The sequence below is a fragment of the Curvibacter lanceolatus ATCC 14669 genome (assembly GCF_000381265.1).
Taxonomy (GTDB): domain Bacteria; phylum Pseudomonadota; class Gammaproteobacteria; order Burkholderiales; family Burkholderiaceae_C; genus Curvibacter; species Curvibacter lanceolatus.
On record NZ_KB906286.1, the window covers coordinates 1 to 19830 of the forward strand.

General features: G+C 64.5%; 18 protein-coding genes and 3 tRNA genes. 8 read left to right on the forward strand and 13 right to left on the reverse strand.

The window, feature by feature from the left end; genetic code table 11:
* The 4 genes from tuf to F624_RS0129815 form a co-directional block, all read right to left on the reverse strand.
* Positions 1-1172, reverse strand: a 1172-nt coding sequence (gene tuf, locus F624_RS0129800) for an elongation factor Tu (protein ID WP_019577822.1), incomplete at its 3' end; no start/stop codon positions are given.
* A gap of 79 nt (positions 1173-1251) precedes the next feature.
* Positions 1252-1326: transfer RNA gene (locus F624_RS0129805), tRNA-Thr, on the reverse strand.
* A 50-nt stretch (positions 1327-1376) separates the two neighbouring features.
* Positions 1377-1450: transfer RNA gene (locus F624_RS0129810), tRNA-Gly, on the reverse strand.
* A gap of 68 nt (positions 1451-1518) precedes the next feature.
* A tRNA-Tyr gene (locus F624_RS0129815) sits at positions 1519-1604 on the reverse strand.
* Positions 1605-1792: 188 nt separating this feature from the next.
* On the opposite strand from F624_RS0129815, the gene F624_RS0129820 reads away from it, so the two are divergent.
* Positions 1793-2842: a patatin-like phospholipase family protein gene (locus F624_RS0129820; RefSeq protein ID WP_031256753.1), complete on the forward strand. Its 1050-nt coding sequence runs from the start codon at positions 1793-1795 to the stop codon at positions 2840-2842.
* Between the two features lie 18 nt (positions 2843-2860).
* Here the strand turns inward: F624_RS0129820 and F624_RS0129825 are convergent, their stop codons facing one another.
* The 7 genes from F624_RS0129825 to trpE form a co-directional block, all read right to left on the reverse strand.
* Positions 2861-3595 (reverse strand): uracil-DNA glycosylase, encoded by a 735-nt coding sequence (locus tag F624_RS0129825; RefSeq protein ID WP_019578042.1) that lies wholly within the window; start codon positions 3593-3595, stop codon positions 2861-2863.
* Between the two features lie 19 nt (positions 3596-3614).
* The gene (gene trpC / locus F624_RS0129830; RefSeq protein ID WP_019578043.1) at positions 3615-4403 is read right to left on the reverse strand and encodes an indole-3-glycerol phosphate synthase TrpC; all 789 of its coding nucleotides are present in this window, start codon (positions 4401-4403) and stop codon (positions 3615-3617) included.
* The gene (locus F624_RS35440; protein ID WP_169426728.1) at positions 4396-4533 is read right to left on the reverse strand and encodes a hypothetical protein; all 138 of its coding nucleotides are present in this window, start codon (positions 4531-4533) and stop codon (positions 4396-4398) included. The genes trpC and F624_RS35440 overlap by 8 nt, the downstream gene beginning before the upstream one ends.
* Before the next feature lie 10 nt (positions 4534-4543).
* Complete coding sequence (trpD, locus tag F624_RS0129835; RefSeq protein ID WP_031256756.1) at positions 4544-5593, reverse strand: anthranilate phosphoribosyltransferase; 1050 nt, start codon at positions 5591-5593, stop codon at positions 4544-4546.
* A 33-nt stretch (positions 5594-5626) separates the two neighbouring features.
* On the reverse strand, positions 5627-6286 hold the full coding sequence (locus tag F624_RS0129840; protein ID WP_019578045.1) for a LysE family translocator: 660 nt from the start codon (positions 6284-6286) through the stop codon (positions 5627-5629).
* A 92-nt stretch (positions 6287-6378) separates the two neighbouring features.
* Positions 6379-6960 (reverse strand): anthranilate synthase component II, encoded by a 582-nt coding sequence (locus F624_RS0129845; RefSeq protein WP_031256759.1) that lies wholly within the window; start codon positions 6958-6960, stop codon positions 6379-6381.
* 5 nt (positions 6961-6965) lie between these two features.
* Positions 6966-8477, reverse strand: coding sequence for an anthranilate synthase component I (trpE, locus tag F624_RS0129850; protein WP_019578047.1), 1512 nt, complete (start codon positions 8475-8477; stop codon positions 6966-6968).
* A gap of 373 nt (positions 8478-8850) precedes the next feature.
* Here trpE and F624_RS0129855 point away from each other — a divergent pair, with 373 nt between their 5' ends.
* On the forward strand, positions 8851-9438 hold the full coding sequence (locus F624_RS0129855) for a chalcone isomerase family protein (RefSeq protein ID WP_019578048.1): 588 nt from the start codon (positions 8851-8853) through the stop codon (positions 9436-9438).
* Between the two features lie 59 nt (positions 9439-9497).
* Positions 9498-11285 (forward strand): methyl-accepting chemotaxis protein, encoded by a 1788-nt coding sequence (locus F624_RS0129860; protein ID WP_019578049.1) that lies wholly within the window; start codon positions 9498-9500, stop codon positions 11283-11285.
* Positions 11286-11305: 20 nt separating this feature from the next.
* On the opposite strand, the gene F624_RS0129865 is transcribed toward F624_RS0129860, so the two are convergent.
* On the reverse strand, positions 11306-12085 hold the full coding sequence (locus F624_RS0129865) for a phosphoglycolate phosphatase (protein ID WP_019578050.1): 780 nt from the start codon (positions 12083-12085) through the stop codon (positions 11306-11308).
* Positions 12086-12209: 124 nt separating this feature from the next.
* On the opposite strand from F624_RS0129865, the gene F624_RS0129870 reads away from it, so the two are divergent.
* Positions 12210-14225, forward strand: a complete 2016-nt coding sequence (locus tag F624_RS0129870) for a bifunctional 2',3'-cyclic-nucleotide 2'-phosphodiesterase/3'-nucleotidase (protein WP_043427032.1) — start codon at positions 12210-12212, stop codon at positions 14223-14225.
* A complete protein-coding gene (locus F624_RS0129875) occupies positions 14222-15031 on the forward strand; it encodes a tetratricopeptide repeat protein (protein WP_084679827.1) in 810 nt (269 codons plus the stop codon). The genes F624_RS0129870 and F624_RS0129875 overlap by 4 nt, the downstream gene beginning before the upstream one ends.
* A 51-nt stretch (positions 15032-15082) precedes the next feature.
* On the opposite strand, the gene rpe is transcribed toward F624_RS0129875, so the two are convergent.
* On the reverse strand, positions 15083-15778 hold the full coding sequence (rpe, locus tag F624_RS0129880; protein ID WP_019578053.1) for a ribulose-phosphate 3-epimerase: 696 nt from the start codon (positions 15776-15778) through the stop codon (positions 15083-15085).
* A gap of 146 nt (positions 15779-15924) precedes the next feature.
* Here rpe and apaG point away from each other — a divergent pair, with 146 nt between their 5' ends.
* The 3 genes from apaG to F624_RS0129895 are packed head-to-tail and all read left to right on the forward strand — an operon-like array spanning position 15925 to position 19470.
* Entirely contained in the window at positions 15925-16320 is a 396-nt protein-coding gene (gene apaG, locus F624_RS0129885) for a Co2+/Mg2+ efflux protein ApaG (protein WP_027477666.1), read from the forward strand.
* Positions 16321-16358: 38 nt separating this feature from the next.
* Positions 16359-18347, forward strand: a complete 1989-nt coding sequence (locus F624_RS0129890) for a site-specific recombinase (RefSeq protein WP_019578055.1) — start codon at positions 16359-16361, stop codon at positions 18345-18347.
* Between the two features lie 58 nt (positions 18348-18405).
* Positions 18406-19470, forward strand: coding sequence for a helix-turn-helix transcriptional regulator (locus F624_RS0129895; protein WP_084679830.1), 1065 nt, complete (start codon positions 18406-18408; stop codon positions 19468-19470).
* The last annotated feature ends 360 nt before the right edge of the window (positions 19471-19830 follow it).

The window sequence follows — 19830 nt, forward strand, 5'->3', positions numbered from 1 at the left end:
ACCACACCGGCGCCCACAGTCTTGCCACCTTCACGGATGGCGAAACGCAGACCTTCTTCCATGGCGATGGGGTTGATCAGCTTCACAGTGATCGACACGTTGTCGCCAGGCATGACCATTTCCTTGTCCTTCGGCAGCTCGATGGCGCCGGTCACGTCGGTCGTGCGGAAGTAGAACTGAGGACGGTAGTTGTTGAAGAACGGGGTGTGACGGCCGCCTTCATCCTTCGACAGAACGTAGATTTCTGCGGTGAAGTGGGTGTGCGGCTTGACGCTGCCCGGCTTGCACAGCACTTGGCCGCGCTCGACGTCTTCACGCTTGGTACCGCGCAGCAAGATGCCGACGTTGTCGCCAGCCTGACCTTGGTCCAGCAGCTTGCGGAACATTTCCACGCCAGTGCAGGTGGTCTTGACGGTGGGCTTGATACCCACGATTTCGATTTCTTCGCCGACCTTGATGATGCCGCGCTCAACACGACCGGTCACCACAGTGCCACGACCCGAGATCGAGAACACGTCTTCCACAGGCATCAGGAAAGCACCGTCCACAGCGCGCTCAGGCGTGGGGATGTAGGTGTCCAGAGCTTCGGCCAGCTTCATGATGGCTTGCTCGCCCAGTTCGCCCTTGTCGCCGTCCAGCGCCAGACGTGCCGAACCCTTGATGATCGGGGTGTCGTCGCCAGGGAATTCGTACTTGGACAGCAGCTCGCGCACTTCCATTTCGACCAGTTCCAGCAGTTCAGCGTCGTCCACCAGGTCAGCCTTGTTCAGGAAGACGATGATGTAAGGCACGCCCACTTGGCGGGACAGCAGGATGTGTTCACGGGTTTGGGGCATCGGGCCGTCAGCAGCCGAGCACACCAAGATAGCGCCGTCCATCTGGGCAGCGCCGGTGATCATGTTCTTCACATAGTCAGCGTGGCCGGGGCAGTCCACGTGAGCGTAGTGGCGGTTGGCGGTTTCGTATTCAACGTGGGCGGTGTTGATCGTGATGCCGCGGGCCTTTTCTTCGGGCGCTGCGTCGATCTGGTCGTAAGCCTTGGCTTCGCCGCCGAACTTGGCTGCCAGAACGGTAGCGATCGCAGCCGTCAGGGTGGTCTTGCCGTGGTCAACGTGACCGATGGTGCCGACGTTCACGTGCGGCTTGGTACGTTCAAACTTGCCTTTTGCCATTTTTTCGACTCCGAAAAAAAATACCTAAATCAACACAACAAGGGTCAAAGCGCCCCCTGACAGGGGGCGCCGAAGAACGTGGTGCCCATGGCGGGAATCGGACCCGCGACCTCTCCCTTACCAAGGGAGTGCTCTACCACTGAGCCACATGGGCATCTGAAGGCCACCAGGCACTTCAAAAAAACTACTCTCGCAAACCGATGCTGGAGCGGGAGACGGGAATCGAACCCGCGTCATTAGCTTGGAAGGCTAGGGTTCTACCATTGAACTACTCCCGCCAAACAATGACAGGATTTCTCCCGACACTACCGGCGCTTTTGATCGCCACTCACATCAATTCACTCACTGGTGGAGGAGGCTGGATTCGAACCAGCGTAGGCGTAAGCCAACAGATTTACAGTCTGCCCCCTTTAGCCACTCGGGCACCCCTCCAGCGAATCTCGAACTATAACACAGTTTTTTAAGCCGCCTTACTTTCCGTTCGAGCCGCATGTCCTGATGAACTTGCGAGACCATGATTATGACCTTTTTTTCAGGCCTCTTTGGGCATTCCGAACAAATTTCTTCAATTGAGCCCAACTTTTTATGTTGCAGTGCACAAATCGTGTCAGCATGACCGCATGTACACCTTCCCCACTCCTGCGGAGCCGCCCAAGCGCCTGAGTCTTGCACTTCAAGGCGGAGGGGCTCATGGCGCCTTCACCTGGGGCGTGTTGGATGCGCTGCTCGAAGATGGCCGCTTCGATTTCGACGGCATCAGCGGGGCCAGTGCCGGCGCCATCAATGCCATTGCGCTCGCCCAAGGCTATCTGGGCCACCCGCCAGGTGACGATGAGCGCCAGGCCATCCGTGCGTCTGCGCGGCAGACACTGCGGCGGGTCTGGGAGGGCGTGGTGGCGCTGGGCAGCGTCGGGGCCCTGACCCAGAGTGTGATGCACATGATGCTCAACACCAGCATGGGTGGGCACATGCTGCAAAGCGCCATGGCCCCGTGGATGTCGCCATCGCAGATGAATCCGATGGACATCAACCCCCTGCGCAAATTGCTGGCGACCCACATCGACTTTGAAGGCCTGGCACGGCTGCACTCACCCCGTGTATTTGTATCTGCAACCCATGTGCGCACGGGGCTGGCCAAGGTCTTTTCCGGCCGACAACTCGACTTGCAGGCCGTCATGGCGTCGACCTGCCTGCCCATGGTGTTCCGGACCGTCGAAATCGACGGCGAGCCATTCTGGGATGGTGGCTATTCCAGCAACCCGCCGCTGATTCCGCTGATCAAGCAATGTGACGCGCAAGACATCCTGGTCGTGCAGATCAACCCCCTGCAACGCCACGAAACACCGCACTCACAGCAGGACATCCTGGATCGGGTGAATGAGTTGACCTTCAACGCCAGCCTGCTCGACCAGATGCGAAACGTGGAATTCATCAACCAGTTGATCGAACGAGGCCGCATGCAGGAGGGCGAAGACTATCGACGCATCCGCCTGCACCGTATCGATGGCGGCCAGGGCTTGGAAGACCTGCCGGCATCCAGCAAGGTGGCCACCGATGGTGACATGATCGAACGCCTCTTCAACATGGGGAAGGAGGCCGCAAAACACTGGTTGAAGCGCCACGTCGATGACGTGGGCGTGCGCGCCACCCTGCGCCTGCCCAAACCTTGAGTTCCGGGCGGAATGCCGTCAGCCGCCGCTCGCGTGCTGGTCGCGCCAGGCCCGGGCCTGGGAGAAATGCCCACACCCGATGAAAGGTGCTGGAGGTCGCAGCGCCGACAAAGGCGAAGGATGATTGGACAAAAGCACCAGGTGACGTGAGGCGTCGATCATGGGGCGCTTGCTCTGTGCGTGCGCACCCCACAGCATGAAGACCACCGGGCGAGGCCCCTGCGCCACATGCCGGATCACTGCATCGGTCAGCAGCTCCCAGCCGCGACCGGCATGACTGGCGGGCTGGCCCTCCTCCACCGTCAGGCAGGTGTTGAGCAACAACACACCTTGCTGCGCCCAACGGACCAGGCTCCCTCCGGGCGACGGGAACGCCGGGAACGGAGTCCCCAGATCCCGTTGCAGCTCCTTGAAGATATTGCGCAACGACGGCGGCAGGGGCACGCCCGGAGCCACCGAAAAGGCCAAGCCCTCCGCCTGGCCGCGCCCATGGTAGGGGTCCTGCCCCAGGATGACGACGCGCACCGCCTCTGGCGGTGTGAGCAGCAGTGCCCGCAGTGGCTGGGGCGGGAACACCGTGGCACCGTCTTGCAGACGTTGCTGTAGAAAGTTCAGCAATTGCACGCCAGCAGGCGCAGCAAAGAACTCATTCACCAGTGCTTGCCACCCGCCTGCCACAGGCCAATCGGCCGGGTTGGCCGATCCCAGTTGGTCGGGTACAGGCCGCTCGGCGGCGTCGATCAACTTCGACATTCCGTCCTCCAAGATCCCATCAGGCAAACAGATGCGCCAGCGCCTCGCCGGGATCGTTGGCCCGCATGAAGGCCTCGCCCACCAGGAAAGCGTGCACGTGAGCCTCACGCATGCGCTGCACGTCCGCCGGCCCCAAGATGCCCGACTCCGTCACCAGCAATCGGTCTGCCGGCACATCGGCCAGCATGCCCAAGGTGGTGTCCAGGCTGACTTCGAAGGTGCGCAGATTGCGGTTGTTGATACCCACCAGCGGGGTCTTGAGGCGCAAGGCACGCTCCAGTTCGGGGCGATCGTGCACTTCGACCAGCACGGCCATGTCCAGACTGCGGGCGATGGCCTCCAGGTCGGCCATCTGGGCATCGTCCAGGATGGCCGCAATCAGCAGGATGCAGTCGGCGCCCATCACCCGGGCTTCGTAGACCTGGTACGGATCGATCATGAAATCCTTGCGCAGCACAGGCAAAGCGCAGGAAGCTCGGGCCTGCTTGAGGTAATCCACGCTGCCCTGGAAGAACTGCTTGTCTGTCAGCACCGACAGGCAGGCTGCGCCATGCTCGGCGTAGCTTTGCGCAATGTCCGCCGGAATGAAGTCAGCCCGCAGCACGCCCTTGGAGGGGCTGGCCTTCTTGACCTCGGCAATCACCGCAGCCTGACCTGCAGCCATCTTGGCCCGCATGGCGCCGACGAAATCGCGCGTCAGCACCCGGCTTTCGGCATCGGCACGCATGGCGGCCAAGGGCACCTTCTTCAGGCCGGCAGCCACCTCCTCGTGCTTGACGGCCACTATTTTGTTCAGAATATCACTCATGTTCTTGCGGGCTCAGAGAGCCGTTTTTCAAAATTTTCGGAAACACCCGGTGCAAACCCCAGCCAACGCCCACAAAAAGCGCTGAAACACCCAGAGCGATCCAGGTGCCGGGGTCTTGCCACAGGCTCATCGCTCGGGCCTCAGAGTGCTGGCGTGAGGGCCTTGGCCGTGGCCACCAACTCGTTGAGCTTGGTGCGCGCGGCACCCGACTCCAGCGCGGCACGGGCACGCTGCAGGCCTTCGGTCATCGAAGGCACCACGTTGGCGGCATACAGTGCCACACCCGCGTTCAGCAACACGATATCGCGCGCCGCCCGCACGGCCGGGTCCGGGCTGTTGTCCAGCACCGCGAGCAGCAACTCACGGGATTGTTCCGGCGTGTCCACCTTCAGGGCCCGGTTGCTGGCCATGGGCAGACCGAAGTCCTCGGGATGGATCTCGTACTCACGCACTTCGCCATCCTTGAGTTCGCCCACCAGGGTGGCCGCGCCCAGGCTGACCTCGTCCATGCCATCGCGCCCGTAGACCACCACGGCATGCTCGGCACCGAGGCGCTGCAAGGCACGCACCTGGATGCCCACCAGATCAGGGTGGAACACCCCCATGAGGATGTTCGGCGCCTCGGCCGGGTTGGTCAGCGGCCCAAGGATGTTGAAGATGGTGCGCACGCCCAGCTCCTTGCGCACTGCCGCCACGTTTTTCATGGCCGGGTGGTGATTGGGGGCGAACATGAAGCCGATGCCGGTTTGCTGAACGCAGCGGGCAATCGCCTCTGGCGTGAGGTTGATGTTGACGCCCAGCGCCTCCAGCACGTCGGCACTGCCCGACTTGCTCGACACACTGCGCCCGCCATGCTTGCTGACCTTGGCCCCCGCGGCGGCGGCCACAAACATCGAGCAGGTGCTGATGTTGAAAGTGTGCGAGCCATCCCCCCCGGTGCCGACGATGTCCACCAGGTGGGTCTTGTCGGCCACATGCACCTTGGTCGAGAACTCCCGCATGACCTGCGCGGCCGCGGTGATCTCGCCGATGGTTTCTTTCTTCACGCGCAACCCGGTGATGAGGGCCGCCGTCATCACCGGCGACAACTCGCCACGCATGATGGCGCGCATGAGTTCGAGCATCTCGTCGTGAAAAATCTCGCGGTGCTCGATGGTGCGCTGCAGCGCTTCCTGAGGGGTGATGGGCATGGAAATCTCCTGAGAGGTCATGGCGTATCGCGCTCAAGGCGCGGGACGATCCGAAAAAGCCAGCTTGAGGCCGAAGCCGATGAACATCGCCCCGGCCACGCGATCGAGCCACTGCAAGCCACGCTGCACAGCGCCCAGGCGGCGAGCCATCCAGGCCGCAGCCAGCGCCCAGGCCAGATTGACCGGAATGGCGTTGAGGTTGAACAAGACCCCGAGCAGCACAAATGCCAGCGCCTTGTTGTCGGTGCCTGGCGCAATGAACTGCGGCACGAAGGCGAGAAAGAAAATCGCCACCTTGGGGTTGAGCACATTGGTCCAGAAACCGCCCATGAAGACCTGCCTCAGGCTCTGGGTGGCGCGCTCGGGTGAAGCGGCTTCGGCCTTCTGCACCAGGCTCGAATCAACCGCCCGGGCCAGCAGCATGCGCAAGCCCATCCACAGCAAATAGCCCGCCCCCAGCCACTTGAGCAAGGTGAAGGCCGTGGCCGATGTGGCCAGCAAGGCCCCCACCCCCACCGAGGCCGCGGCGATGTGGACAAAGCAGCCCCCGGTGATGCCCAGGCCGGCCACCACCCCGGCACGCACCCCGGAGCGCAGGGCATGGGAGACGATGTACAGCACATCGGGCCCCGGCGTGAGGTTCAGCAGCCAGCCGGCCAGCACAAACAGCAGCAGGTGATGGGAATCCGGCATGGCACTGCTCCCGTTTCAGCGTTGAACGCGGTCGCGCCCCGGCATGGCAGCCAGAGCGCAGCGGCTGCGGCGCCGCAACCGCATCAAGGCGCTCATGACCGCACCAGGAAGTTCTTGAGCATGGCGTGCCCATGCTCGGTCAGGATGGACTCGGGGTGGAACTGCACGCCCTCGATGTCCAGAGACTGGTGGCGCACCCCCATGATCTCGCCATCATCCGTCCAGGCGGTCACCTTGAGGTCGGCCGGGCAGCTGCTGCGCTCGATGGCCAGCGAGTGGTAACGGTTCACCGTGAACTTCTCGGGCAGCCCGGCAAACACGCCTTCTTGCGTGGTGGTGATCACACTGGTCTTGCCATGCATGAGCTCCTGAGCCCGGATGATCCGGCCGCCAAAGGCCGCCCCGATGGCCTGGTGACCCAGGCACACGCCAAGAATCGGCAGCTTGCCGGCGAAATGTTGGATCGCAGCCACCGAGATACCCGCCTCGGCAGGCGAACACGGGCCTGGCGAAATCACCAGCCGGTCCGGCGCCCGGGCCGCAATGCCCTCGAGCGTGATCTCGTCGTTGCGGAACACCTCGACCTCGGCACCCAATTCGCCGAAATACTGCACGATGTTGAAGGTGAACGAATCGTAGTTGTCCACCATGAGGAGCTTGATCTTGTTCGTCATGGCGTTCACTCCAGGCCTTCTTCAACGAGTTCAGCCGCGCGCAACAGTGCACGGGCCTTGTGTTCTGTTTCTCTCCATTCCATCTCGGGCACCGAATCCGCCACCACGCCGGCCGCAGCCTGCACATACAGCGTCTGGTCCTTGATCAGGCCGGTGCGGATGGCGATGGCCACATCCATGTCGCCCGCATAGCTGATGTAGCCACAGGCACCGCCGTACAGCCCGCGCTTGGTGGGCTCGAGTTGGTCGATCAACTCCATGGCGTGCACCTTGGGCGCCCCCGTGAGGGTGCCCGCCGGGAAGGTGGCCTTCAGCACGTCAATGGCACCCATGCCATCGTTCAGCGTGCCTTCGACATTGCTCACGATGTGCATCACATGGCTGTAGCGCTCCACCACGAAGGCCTCGGTCACCTTGACCGAGCCGATCTTGGCGATGCGCCCGATGTCGTTGCGTGCCAGGTCGATCAGCATCACGTGCTCGGCGCGCTCCTTGGGGTCGTTGATGAGTTCGACCTCGGCCGCCTTGTCTTTCTCGGGCGTGGCGCCCCGTGGGCGTGTGCCGGCCAGGGGGCGGATGGTGATCTTCTGCTCTTCGCGGCCATCGATCTCGACGCGCTCCTGGCGCACCAGGATCTCAGGCGATGCGCCCACCACATGGAAATCTCCGAAGTGGTAGTAGTACATGTAGGGCGAGGGGTTGAGCGAACGCAGCGCACGGTACAGCGACAGCGGGCTTTCGGTGTAGCGCTTCTTGATGCGCTGCCCCACCTGCACCTGCATGAAATCGCCGGCGGCAATCAGTTCCTTGGCCTTCTCCACGGCCACCAGGTAGTCGACCTTGACAAAGTCGCGCTCAGCCGGATAACCCTGGGTGGCCTTCACCACCGGGGCACTGACGGAGTACTTGAGCTGATCCTTCAGATCCCGCAGGCGCTTCTTGGCATTGGCAAAGGCCTCGGGCGTGGCTGGGTCGGCATAGACAATCAGGTACAGCTTGCCCGACAGGTTGTCGATCACGGCCAGCTCTTCGCATTGCAGCAGCAGGATGTCGGGCGTGCCCAGGGTGTCAGGCGGGCAGGTCTTCTCGAGCTTCTTCTCGACGTAGCGCACCGCGTCGTAGCCGAAATACCCCGCCAGGCCACCGCAGAAACGCGGCAAGCCAGGGCGCAGCGCCACCTTGAAGCGCTTCTGGTACTCGGCAATGAAATCCAGCGGGTTGCCCTGGGCGGTCTCGATGACCACGCCATCGCGCACCACCTCGGTCTTGGCTTCATCGCCAAAGCCGCTGGCCCGCAGCAAGGTGCGGGCAGGCAGGCCGATGAAGCTGTAGCGGCCGAAACGCTCACCCCCGACCACCGACTCCAGCAAAAAGCTGTAGCGGCCTCCGTCACGGGCATGGGCCAGCTTCAGGTACAGGGACAGGGGGGTTTCCAGATCCGCAAACGCCTCGGCAATCAAAGGGATGCGGTTGAAGCCCTGCAAGGCAAGGCTCTTGAATTCAAGTTCGGTGATCACGGCAATGAGCCTCCAGCTCTGGCGGCACCGCAGTTCAAAGGAAAGGTGCCGCGTTCATTCATCTCAACAGGCTCCGCCAAAAGGAGCCCCCGGGCGCATGCCGGCGCTGCCCGGACATGCTTGGTCAGTGGTGCACGTGAAATGGCTTGCGCCAGGGCCAGGCTCCCCGGTCGCTGCAACCTGTGATGAACGTGCGGTGAATGAACATGTCGGCAGAGTGTAGCAAACCTGCCAGCCACTCCGGCGCGCCAGTCGCTCAGGCGACGCCCGCCCCCATCGAAAACCCTGTTGCGTCAAACCGACCGACACGGGGAGACTGCAAACTCAACGATCAGGCCCACCGATCCGGGCTGATCTTCCGTCATCGACACCCATGAGCCTCCGATTTCGCACCATCGCCTTGAGCGCCTGCCTGGCCTGGCCGCTGCTTTTGCAGGCCGCCCCCACCACGGTGCAGGGCGTCAGCTTCGACGACCCCATCGAATTGCAAGGGCACAAGCTCAGCCTCAACGGCGCAGGGGCCCGTTACAAGGCCGTCTTCAGGGTCTACGCCATGGGCTTGTACCTGGAGCGCAAAGCCAGCAGCCCCGAAGAGGTGCTGGCCGCCCCTGGCGCCAAGCGCATCAGCATCACCATGCTGCGTGAAATCGATGCCAACGAACTGGGCAAGCTGTTCACCCGCGGCGTGGAAGACAACGCGCCCAAGGGCGAGATGTCGCACCTGATCCCCGGCTTGATCCGCATGGGCGAGATCTTTGGCGAACAAAAGAAACTCGCCGCAGGCGACACCTTCACGGTCGACTGGCTGCCCGACAGCGGCGCCACCCTCACGGTGCGGGGCAAGGTTCAAGGGGCGCCGTTCAAAGAGGCCGCCTTCTTCAATGCCTTGCTGCGCATCTGGCTGGGGCCCAACCCGGCCGACTGGAAACTCAAGGATGCGCTGTTGGGCAAGCCTTCCTGATCCCCGCAGCCTGAACCCATCACTTCGCTCGTCTCTTTGCCCGTTACCGCTGTCAGACCATGAACTACAACAACCTCAAAATCGGCGCCCGCCTGGCCATCGCCTTTGCCACCATCTTGCTGATCACCTTGCTGGTGGCGGGCTTTGGCGTGCAACGCATCACGGCCTTGCAGCAAGCAGGCGAGCACGTCGCCACGGTCGAGATGGAGCAGCAGACCCTGGTGGACGACTGGGCCTCGGACATCCGCATCAACTGGGCCCGCACCGAAGCCCAACTGCGTGCCGTGGACAGCACCTACATCGAGCGCCTCAAAAAGGAGATCGAAGCCACCTCCAGCGGCACGGCCGGCAAGATCAAGCGGCTGGAAGAACTGCTGCAGGACGACGAGGGCAAGGCCCAGCTGGCTGACATCCGCCAGGTTCGGGAGGCCTACCGCAACAAGCGGGTCGAACTGGCCAAGCTGCAGTCCATGGGTGAAGACATCAACAGCATGATCGATTCGCAGCTGCACCCGATGGCCGACGGCTACCTGGCCAAACTGGATGGCCTGCGCAAGCGCATGGCCAGCCAACTGACCCAAGGGCAGGAACGCAATGCCGCCCTGGCCCAGACCAGCCGCATCCTGCTGATGGCTGCGGCCGCCCTGGCCGTGGTGCTGGGAGCCTTCATGGCCTGGGCCGCCACCCGCTCCATCACCCGCCCCGTGCAACAAGCGGTGGACGCGGCCACCGCCATTGCCCACGGCGATCTGGCCCTTCAGATCCCGACCGGGGCACAGGACGAAACCGGCCAGTTGCTGCGGGCCCTGGCCGACATGCAAGGCCGACTGGCCGCCCTGGTGGCCGACGTGCGCCGCAATGCCGAAGGGGTGGCCACGGCCAGCGCAGAAATCGCACAGGGCAACAACGACCTGTCGGCACGCACCGAGCACCAGGCTTCGGCCCTGGAGCAAACCGCCGCCTCGATGGAAGAGCTGGGCTCCACCGTGCGCCAGAACGCCGACAACGCCCGGGCCGCCAACCAGTTGGCGGTGAACGCCTCCACCGTGGCCACCCAGGGCGGTGAGGTGGTGGCCGAGGTGGTCGACACCATGAAGGGCATCAACGAAAGCTCACGCAAGATCTCCGACATCATCGGCGTGATCGACGGCATTGCCTTCCAGACCAACATCCTGGCTTTGAACGCAGCGGTGGAGGCCGCCCGGGCTGGCGAGCAAGGCCGCGGTTTTGCCGTGGTGGCCAGCGAGGTGCGCAGTCTGGCCCAGCGCAGCGCCGACGCAGCCAAGGAGATCAAGAGCCTGATCGGCGCCAGTGTGGAACGGGTGGAGCAAGGCAGCCACCTGGTGGACCGGGCGGGCGCCACCATGACCGAGGTGGTCTCCGCCATCCGCCGGGTGACCGACATCGTGGGCGAGATCAGCGCCGCCAGCTCCGAACAAAGCTCGGGCGTGGCCCAGGTGGGCGAGGCGGTGATGCAGATGGACCAGGCCACCCAGCAAAACGCCGCTTTGGTCGAACAATCGGCCGCGGCCGCCGCCAGCCTGCGCAACCAGGCCGGCCTGCTGGTGGACGCCGTGGCCGTGTTCAAGCTCAGTGCCAGCCAGGGACGGGCCATCGAGGTCAGCGCCCCTCGGGCGACCCGATCGGCGGTGCCACCCAGCACCCCCTACCTGGGTCAGGAGCGCCGCCAACAGCCGGCCTCGGACCGCCGCACCGGCGCCGCAAGCCCGGCGGCTTCCGCCTCGCGCAACGCTGAAGCCTCGACCAGCACCAAGGCGGCAGCCAGCGAGCCGGCAGCGGCCGCCAAGACCGCCTCCGGTGGCGACGAGGACTGGACCAGCTTCTGAATGCAGGCGTTGAAAGCGCCTCAGCCCAACAAGGCGCTCAACTGGTCCAGAGAATCCACAAACCCATCCGCATCAACCGCCCGGATGGGCTCGCCATGGTTGTAGCCATAGGTCACCAGCACCACAGGACAAGCGGCAGCGCGTGCGGCCTGGGCATCGTTGCTCGAGTCGCCCACCATCAGGGTGCGGCCAGGCTCGCTGCGCAGGGCGGCGCAGGTCTTCTGCAGCGGCAGCGGGTGCGGCTTCTTGCGTTCGAATGAATCGCCGCCAAACACCTCGCTGAAATACCCGTCCAACCCTTTGGCCTGCAACAAGGGGCGGGCAAAAGACAAGGGCTTGTTGGTCAGGCAGGCCAGGCGCCAGCCGCGTGCCTTCAGCTCGTCCAGGCCCGCCAGCACGCCGGGGTAGACGCTCGAACACGAGCCGTTGATGGCCAGGTAGTGCCGCTGGTAGCTGCTCCAGGCATCCGGGTACAGCGACTCAACCTGGCCCGCGCCGGACGGCCCATCACTGAGCACATGGGCCAGCACGGTGCGCAGCAGGTGCTCTGAGCCCTTGCCCACCATGTGCTCGATGCGCTGCGCCTCGATGGCGGGCAATTGCAATTCGGCCAGCATGCGGTTGAGGGCCTCGGCAAAGTCGCCCAGGGTGTTCACCAAGGTGCCATCCAGGTCGAGGATGGCGGCTTCAAACGGTGTGGATGAAAGAAGGGAAGAAGACACGGCGTCGGGGCGCCCACACAGGCGCAAGCAAAACAGCGATTGTGCGACAGGCCCGACACGGCCGTCCGAAACGGACATCTGATTCGGCCCGTGTCATCGGCCCGTCAAAGCCATGTCACGCAGACCCACCACAGTCCAGTTCTTTACGCACTGGATACAAAACCCGGAGGGATGCGAGATGTACAAACCTGTTGCTCATTCGATGCGCCACGCCTGCACCGCAGGCCTGCTGGGCGCAACCACCCTGGCCCTGGTCGCCTGCGGCGGCTCCAACGGTGGCCCCGTGGTGGCAGCCAACACCAAGGCCAGCCTGGCCCTGCTGGAGACCACCGACCTGCACACCAACGTGATGAGCTACGACTACTTCAAGCTGGCCGAGGACACCTCGCTCGGCTATGAGCGCGTGGCCACCCTGATCAACAAGGCCCGCGCCGAATTCGCCAACACGGTGCTGTTGGACAACGGCGACACCATCCAGGGCACCGCCTTGTCCGACTACCAGGCCTTGATCAACCCGGTGGCCTGCAACCAGTCGCTGGCCATCTACAAGGTCATGAACCAGAGCAAGTACGACGGCGGCGGCATCGGCAACCACGAGTTCAACTACGGCCTGCCCTACCTGAACCAGGTCACCGGCAGCGCCTTCCAGGTCGACGGCGTGAGCAATGGCAGCACACGCTGTACCGGCCCGAACTTCCCGCAGGTGCTGGCCAATGTGTACAGCGCCAAGACCAAGGCCCCGCTGTTCAACCCCTACCAGATCATCACCAAGACCCTGACGGCTACCGCCCCCGATGGCAGCACGGTGCAGGTCCCGGTCAACATCGGCATCATCGGGTTCACCCCGCCCACCATCCTGTCCTGGGACAAGCGCTGGCTGGACGGCAAGGTCTACACCGAAGGTCTGGTCGAAACGGCACAGAAGTACGTGCCCGAGATGCGCAGCAAGGGTGCCGATCTGGTGGTGGCCATCTCGCACGGCGGGCTGGACAACAGCAGCTACGACCCCACGATGGAAAACGGCAACTGGCACCTTTCCAAGGTGCCCGGCATCGACGCCATGCTGATCGGCCACTCGCACCAGATCTTCCCGAGTGCCACCAGCACCGTGGCCCAGTTCAACCTGCCCGGCGTGGACAAGGTCAAGGGCACGGTCAACGGCGTGCCCACCGTGATGGCCAACTTCTGGGGCAAGCACCTGGGGGTGATCAAACTGCAACTGGTGCACAACGGCAGCAAGTGGACCGTGGACACCACCGGCACCACCGTCGAAGCCCGCAGCACCCAGAACGCCGACAAGAGCTACGTGGCCGTCGACCCCGCCGTGGCCAGCGCCATCGCCAGCGAACATGCCGCCACCATCCAATATGTCAAGACACCCGTCGGCAGCACCGACTTCAACATGGCGTCGTATTTCGCCGATGTGGGCGACCCCGGCGCCATCGAGGTGGTGAACCAGGCCCAGGCTTCGTATGTGGCGGCCTATGTGGCAGCCAACCTGCCGCAATACGCCTCGCTGCCGGTGCTCTCGGTCAGCGCGCCTTTCAAGAGCGGCTTTGCCGGCGGCAGCGACTTCACTGACGTGGCCAGCGGCAACGTGGCCATCAACAACGCGGCCGACCTGTACCTGTACCCCAACACCGTGTACGCCGTGCGGGTGCAGGGCAGCGACATCAAGGCCTGGCTCGAAACCGCCGCCACCCGCTTCAACCGCATCAATCCCACCCTGAGCACCGACCAGGCCCTGGTGAGCAGCTACCCCGGCTACAACTTCGACATGTTCACCTCGCCCGACATCCGCTACGAGATCGACGTGACCCAGGCCCAGGGCAGCCGCATCAAGAACCTGAGCTACAAAGGCAAGGCCATCGACCCTGCGGCCTACTTCATCGTGGCCACCAACAACTACCGCGCCAGCGGTGGCGGCAATTTCCCGGGCCTGGACGGCAGCAAGACGATCTACGCCTCGCCGGACGCCAACCGCGATGTGCTGATCAACTACATCAAGACCACCAAGACCATCACCCGGGCCAGCAACGGCAGCGACCGCAGCTGGCGCTTCACACCGGTCAGCACGGCCGGTCGGGTCACCTTCAAATCGGCCCCCGGCAAACTGGCCCTGGCCACGGCCGCCGGTCTGACCGGCATCAGCGCGGTCAACAGCGATGACGGCAGCGGCAAGAACCTGGCCGACTACGCCATCGACCTGAGCAAATGAACGCCGCATTGACGCTGTCTGCGCCCTCATCGGCGCCCTCATCGGCCCCGTCAACCCCGCTGCGGGTCTGGGCCGTGGCCGGGCTGCCTCTGCTGCTGGCCGCCTGGGGAGTTTGGGGCCTGCTCAGCCAGGTCGACACGGCCCCGTCAGAGGCCGAGTTGATCCATTGGGGCGCCCAGGCCCAAGCCCGCGATGAACACGCCACCACCGTGCTGCGCAACCTCGCGCGCAATGGGCTGACACCGGCCATGCCTCTGCTGGGGCGGGTGCTCGTGCAACGTGGCGATGCCCGCTCGGTGGCCGAAGGCCGCGACTGGCTGCAGCGCGCCGCCCAGGCTGGCGACGCCACGGCCGCCTTGCAACTGGGCAAGCTGTGGTTCAAGGGGGCGCCCGGCCTGCCGGCCGATGCCGACCGGGCACTGCCTTGGCTGAAGCAGGCGGCCGATCAGGGGCAGGAGGCTGCGGCCCACTACATCGCGCTGATCCTGAAGAACGGCAGCCCTCAAAACCCAGCCCACCCCGAGGCGGCGGCCCGCTGGATGCGCCGGGCCGCCGAGGCGGGCTGGGCTGATTCCCAGTTTCTGCTGGGGCAGATGCTGCTTTACGGCCAGGGCGTGAAAGCCGATCCGCTGGAAGCCCGAGCCTGGTTCGAGCGCGCCGCCGAACAGGACCACCCGGAAGCCAACCTGCAACTGCTGCTGGCCCAGACCCATGCGGAACTGGGATTGCACCGTCAGGCCGAGACGGAAGCGGAGCGCTGGCGTGAAGCCCAGCATGCGCTGAAGCACCGTCCGGAAGCACCGTGAGCGGCGCCGCTCGCCAGGATGACAAAGGCCGCGTCGGGCGGCCCCGTGCGCTCAGCCTGCCAGTTGAACGCGCATGGCGTCGATGACGGCGCGGTAGTCTGGCTTGCCGAAGATGGCGCTGCCCGCCACAAAGGTATCGGCCCCGGCGGCGGCCACGCGGGCGATGTTGTCGACCTTGATGCCGCCATCCACTTCCAGACGGATGTCCTTGCCGCTGGCATCGATGCGGCGACGCACGGCCTCGATCTTGCGCAGCGCCGAATCAATGAAGCTCTGGCCGCCAAAGCCAGGGTTGACGCTCATGATGAGGATCAGGTCCAGGTCTTCGATCACCCAGTCCAGCACATCCAGCGGTTGCGCCGGGTTGAACACCAGGCCGGCCTTCACGCCCTGCGCCTTGATGGCCTGGATGCTGCGGTGCACATGGCCCGAAGCGTCGGGGTGGAAGCTGATGTAGTCGGCACCGGCCTCGGCAAAGGCGGCGGCCAGGGCATCCACCGGTTGCACCATCAGGTGCACATCGATGGGCACGGCCTCGCCATCGGGCGTGCGGGCATGGGGCTTGAGGGCCTGGCAGATCATGGGGCCAAAGGTCAGGTTGGGCACGTAATGGTTGTCCATCACGTCAAAGTGGATCCAGTCGGCGCCGTCGGCGATCACCTGACGGACCTCATCCCCCAGCCGTGCGAAATCGGCCGAGAGGATCGAGGGGGCAATGCGGTAGGGGGTGGGAGCGGAGGTCTTCATAGCGCCAATTGTCGCAGCAGCGCCGTCCCTGGCGCCAACGGGGCCAATACCCGTCAGAAATGCCAAACCCTGCACAAGCGCGTCACGAATGACAGAATGCGGGAACTTCAAAGCCGCCCAGCCTTCTTACTGTTTGTCCATCCATCATGCCCAGTTATCGAATTCACGTTCACGTAGAGCCTCAACACCTGCCGGACCAGTCCAATGCGGAACAGTCTGTGCATGCCTTTGCCTACACCGTGACGGTCACCAACACCGGCGACGTGCCGGCCCAATTGATCTCGCGCCACTGGCAGATCCACGATGCCACCGGCCACCGCGAAGAGGTCAAAGGCCTGGGGGTGGTGGGCAAGCAACCGCTGCTCAAACCGGGCGAGGCCTTCCAATACACCAGTGGCTGCCGCCTGCGCACCCCCAGCGGAACCATGAACGGCAGCTATTTTTTCGTGGCGGAGGACGGCGAACGCTTTGACGTGCCGATCCCGCTGTTTCTGCTGGAGGCCACCTCCAGCGCCCATGCGCCGACCCGCGTGCTGCACTGAGCTGACCCGGTGCCACGCCTCGGCTTCATCACGCTCCTATGAATCGAACACCGCCTGACCTGCCCCAGATCCTCGACGCCCTCAACCCCCATGCCTCGCTGGTGCAGCGGCACCTGTGGCTGATGAGCCTGCTGCAGTGGATACGGGGCCGGGCAGACGACGCGCCGGCCGCCGTGGCCCGCCTGCGGCTGATGCTCGACGCCATCCAGCTGCGCCCCACTTGGCAGGCCGAATGGCAGCTGTGGTGGGCCCACTTCCTGGGCGCGGTGGATGCCACCTCGCTGCTGGCCGACCACGGCTTTGCACCCAGGCCGGCCTTCATGAGCGAGCTGGGCAACCGGCTGCGCAAGAAGCTGCTGCCGCAGACCCCCGAGACCACCGACCTGGGTGAGCTGTTCGAGTTGCTCGCACCCACCCCCTTCGATGCCGAGTGGCTGCGCGCCATCGACCCCGACACCCTGCTGCGCGTGCAGAGCCTGCTGTTCACGGCACCCGCCCCCAGCGAAGACAGCCTCGCCCCGCCCTTGGGCAGCGGCCAGTCCTTGCTGCTCGATGCCCTGACCTACAGCGTGGGCCAGGTCAGTGCCACGGGCTTTGCCTCCGAGATCCGCCAGCGCATGTCGGATCAGGCGCAGAACGAGCGCCCCTTCCATGAACTGCCTGCACATTTCGAGCGCCTGCGTCAGGCCGTGCTGCAGCTTGGGCCGCGCAGCGAGGCTGCGCTGCAGGCGGCGGATGTGCTGCGCCAGCAACTGGAAGCCTGTCGGCGTGCCGCCCAGACGGTCTACACCCACCTCGAAGAGCACGGGATCTCGGTGGGCATCGTGTTCCGCTTGCGCCAGCTGCGCGAGCGTGTGGTGCGCATCCGCGATCTGCTGAGCTGCCTGCAAAGCGAAACCCCCTCGGCCGATCTGGCCCAACTGCTGGCCCGACTGGTGCTGGTGAGCGAAGAAGGGCGCAGCATCAGAGCCCTGATCGCCGCCAGTTCGCACCTCACGGCAGCCAAGGTGGCCGAACGCAGCGCCGAGAGTGGCGAACACTACATCACCCGCAACGCCACCGAATACCGCGAGATGCTGCGAGCATCCGCCGGTGGCGGCTCGGTGCTGGCGCTGACCACCTGGGTCAAATTCGCCATCTATGGGCTCGGCCTGTCGGCCTTCTGGAGCGGCTTTGCCGCGGGCCTGAACTACGCCGCCTCGTTTGTGTTGGTGATGCTGATGCACTGGACCGTGGCCACCAAGCAGCCCGCCGTCACCGCCCCTGCCATGGCCGCCAAACTCAAGGACATGAGTGCGCCTGACGCGATAGAGCGCTTTGTCGATGAGGTGGCGCACCTGCTGCGTTCGCAAATCGCGGCCATCGTGGGCAACCTGGGCCTGGTGATTCCGGGCGTGCTGCTGATCTGCGCCGGCCTGCACGCCGCCGGCCTGGGCCCCATGGTCGACGCCGAACATGCGCACCACACCTTGCACGACCTGAGCCTGCTCGGGCCCACCGCCTTGTTCGCCGCCTTCACCGGGGTGCTGCTGTTTGCCTCCAGCATCATTGCCGGCTGGGTGGAGAACTGGTTTGTGTTGCATCGGCTGGACTCGGCCCTGACCTACAACCCCCGCTTCACCCGCTGGCTGGGGCCGTTGCGCGCGCGCCGCTGGGGCCAGTGGTTGCGTCGCAACATCTCGGGCCTGGCCGCTAACATCTCGCTGGGCATGATGCTGGGGCTGATCCCGGCCTTTGCCGCCTTTTTCGGGCTGGGCCTGGAGGTGCGCCACGTCACGCTGTCCACGGGGCAGGTGAGTGCCGCAGCGGCCACACTGGGGCTGGATGTGCTGCGCCACGCCGAGTTCTGGTGGGCGATTGCCGGGCTGTTCGCCATCGGCCCGCTGAACCTCGCCGTCAGCTTCTACCTGGCCTTCCGGCTGGCGTTGCGGGCGCACAACGTGGGCCTGGTTGAGCGCCGGCGCATCAACCAGGCCATACGCGCGCGCTTGCGCAGTGCGCCCGGCAGTTTCTTCTGGCCCGTGTAACCAAATGTCAAAGGCACAATAGCGGTGACGCAGAAACTGTCACGCTGTGCCCAGCCTCATGTCCGCTCAACCCCATACGCCAACCCGACCCACAGCCTCGCGACTTCGTGCCGATCAGGTGGAAACGCTGGTCACCCATGCGCTGAATGCCCCGATGTCCGTGGTGGACAGCGCGCTGCGTGTCGTCTACGTGAACGCCAGTTTTGCGCGCTGGTTCCAGCGCACGCCGGCCGAGGTTACCGGCCTCACGCTGGTCGATCTGTATGGGGCGGAGGCCTTGGACCAGATCCAGGGCCACATCGACCGGGCCCTGAGCGGCGAAACCGCGCATTACCAGCGACAGATCGGCAACCAGGCAGGCGAGGCTGAATGGCACAACGTCAGCCTGAGCCCCTGGCTGGACGATGAGGGCCAGGTGCTCGGTTTTGTCAGCATCGCCCTGCGTGTGCACGAACTCAAGATCACGGCCGATGCCTTGCGCGCGGCCAATCAACGCCTGGCCTCCCACATGGAAAACAGCCCCCTGGCGGTGCTGGAGATGGACGCCAGCCTGCGCCTGCTGCATTGCTCCAGCCGCGCCAGCCAATGGTTTGCCTGGGCCCTGGACGAGGTGCGCGGACACCGCCTGCCCGAGTTGCTGCCCGCCCGCTGGGACAACACCCCCCTGGGCGAGGCGCTGGGCCGGCTGCAGAGTGGCCAGGAACTGCAGAACCGCTCCGAACTGACGGTGCAGCGCACCGATGGGACCACCCTGCACACCGTGTGGTTCAACTCAGCCCTGCTCGACCCGCGGGGCCGCGTGGAATCGGTGATGTCGCAGGTGGAGAACGTGACCGAGCGGGTGATGGCGGCCGAGCAGCTGTGGCCCGAAGCCCCCCAGGCCTCGATCGCCAGCCTGCTCGATCGCAGCGACCAGATGTCCAAGATCTGCTCGACGCTCAAGCTCACCCCCGCCGAAGCCCGGGTGGCCGTGCTGCTCACCGAAGGTCACCCCCTCAAGCGCATTGCACAGATGACCCATCTGTCCATCCACACGGTGCGCAGCCAGGTCAAGAGCGCACTGAACAAGCTGACACTGCACCGCCAGGTCGATCTGGTGCGGCGTGTGATGTCGATTCGATGAATTGAAAACGGGCACAGAGTGCGCCCGACGGGACACAGGACACGGGCCGCCGGCATCTGGCTTGCACCAGACCGCCGGGGCCGAGCCTGTGGTTTCCGATGCCAGGAAAGACGCGCCCCGCCGGGCTCCCATCCCTTGCTCATCCCTATCCCGCGGGACGCGCGCTTTCTTGACTCTGAAACTCTTTTTCCTCCCTGGCAGCGACCTTGAGGTGCGACAGCTGACAGACGGCTGAGCAATTGTTCAACCATGGACGGAATGCTAAAAAAAATCCACCAAGTTGACCATCCCGCAAATAGGGTATGAAGAACAGGTGGCCCGCAAGCAGGAGGCTGGCCAGCCTTTATGCTTGCGGCTTCT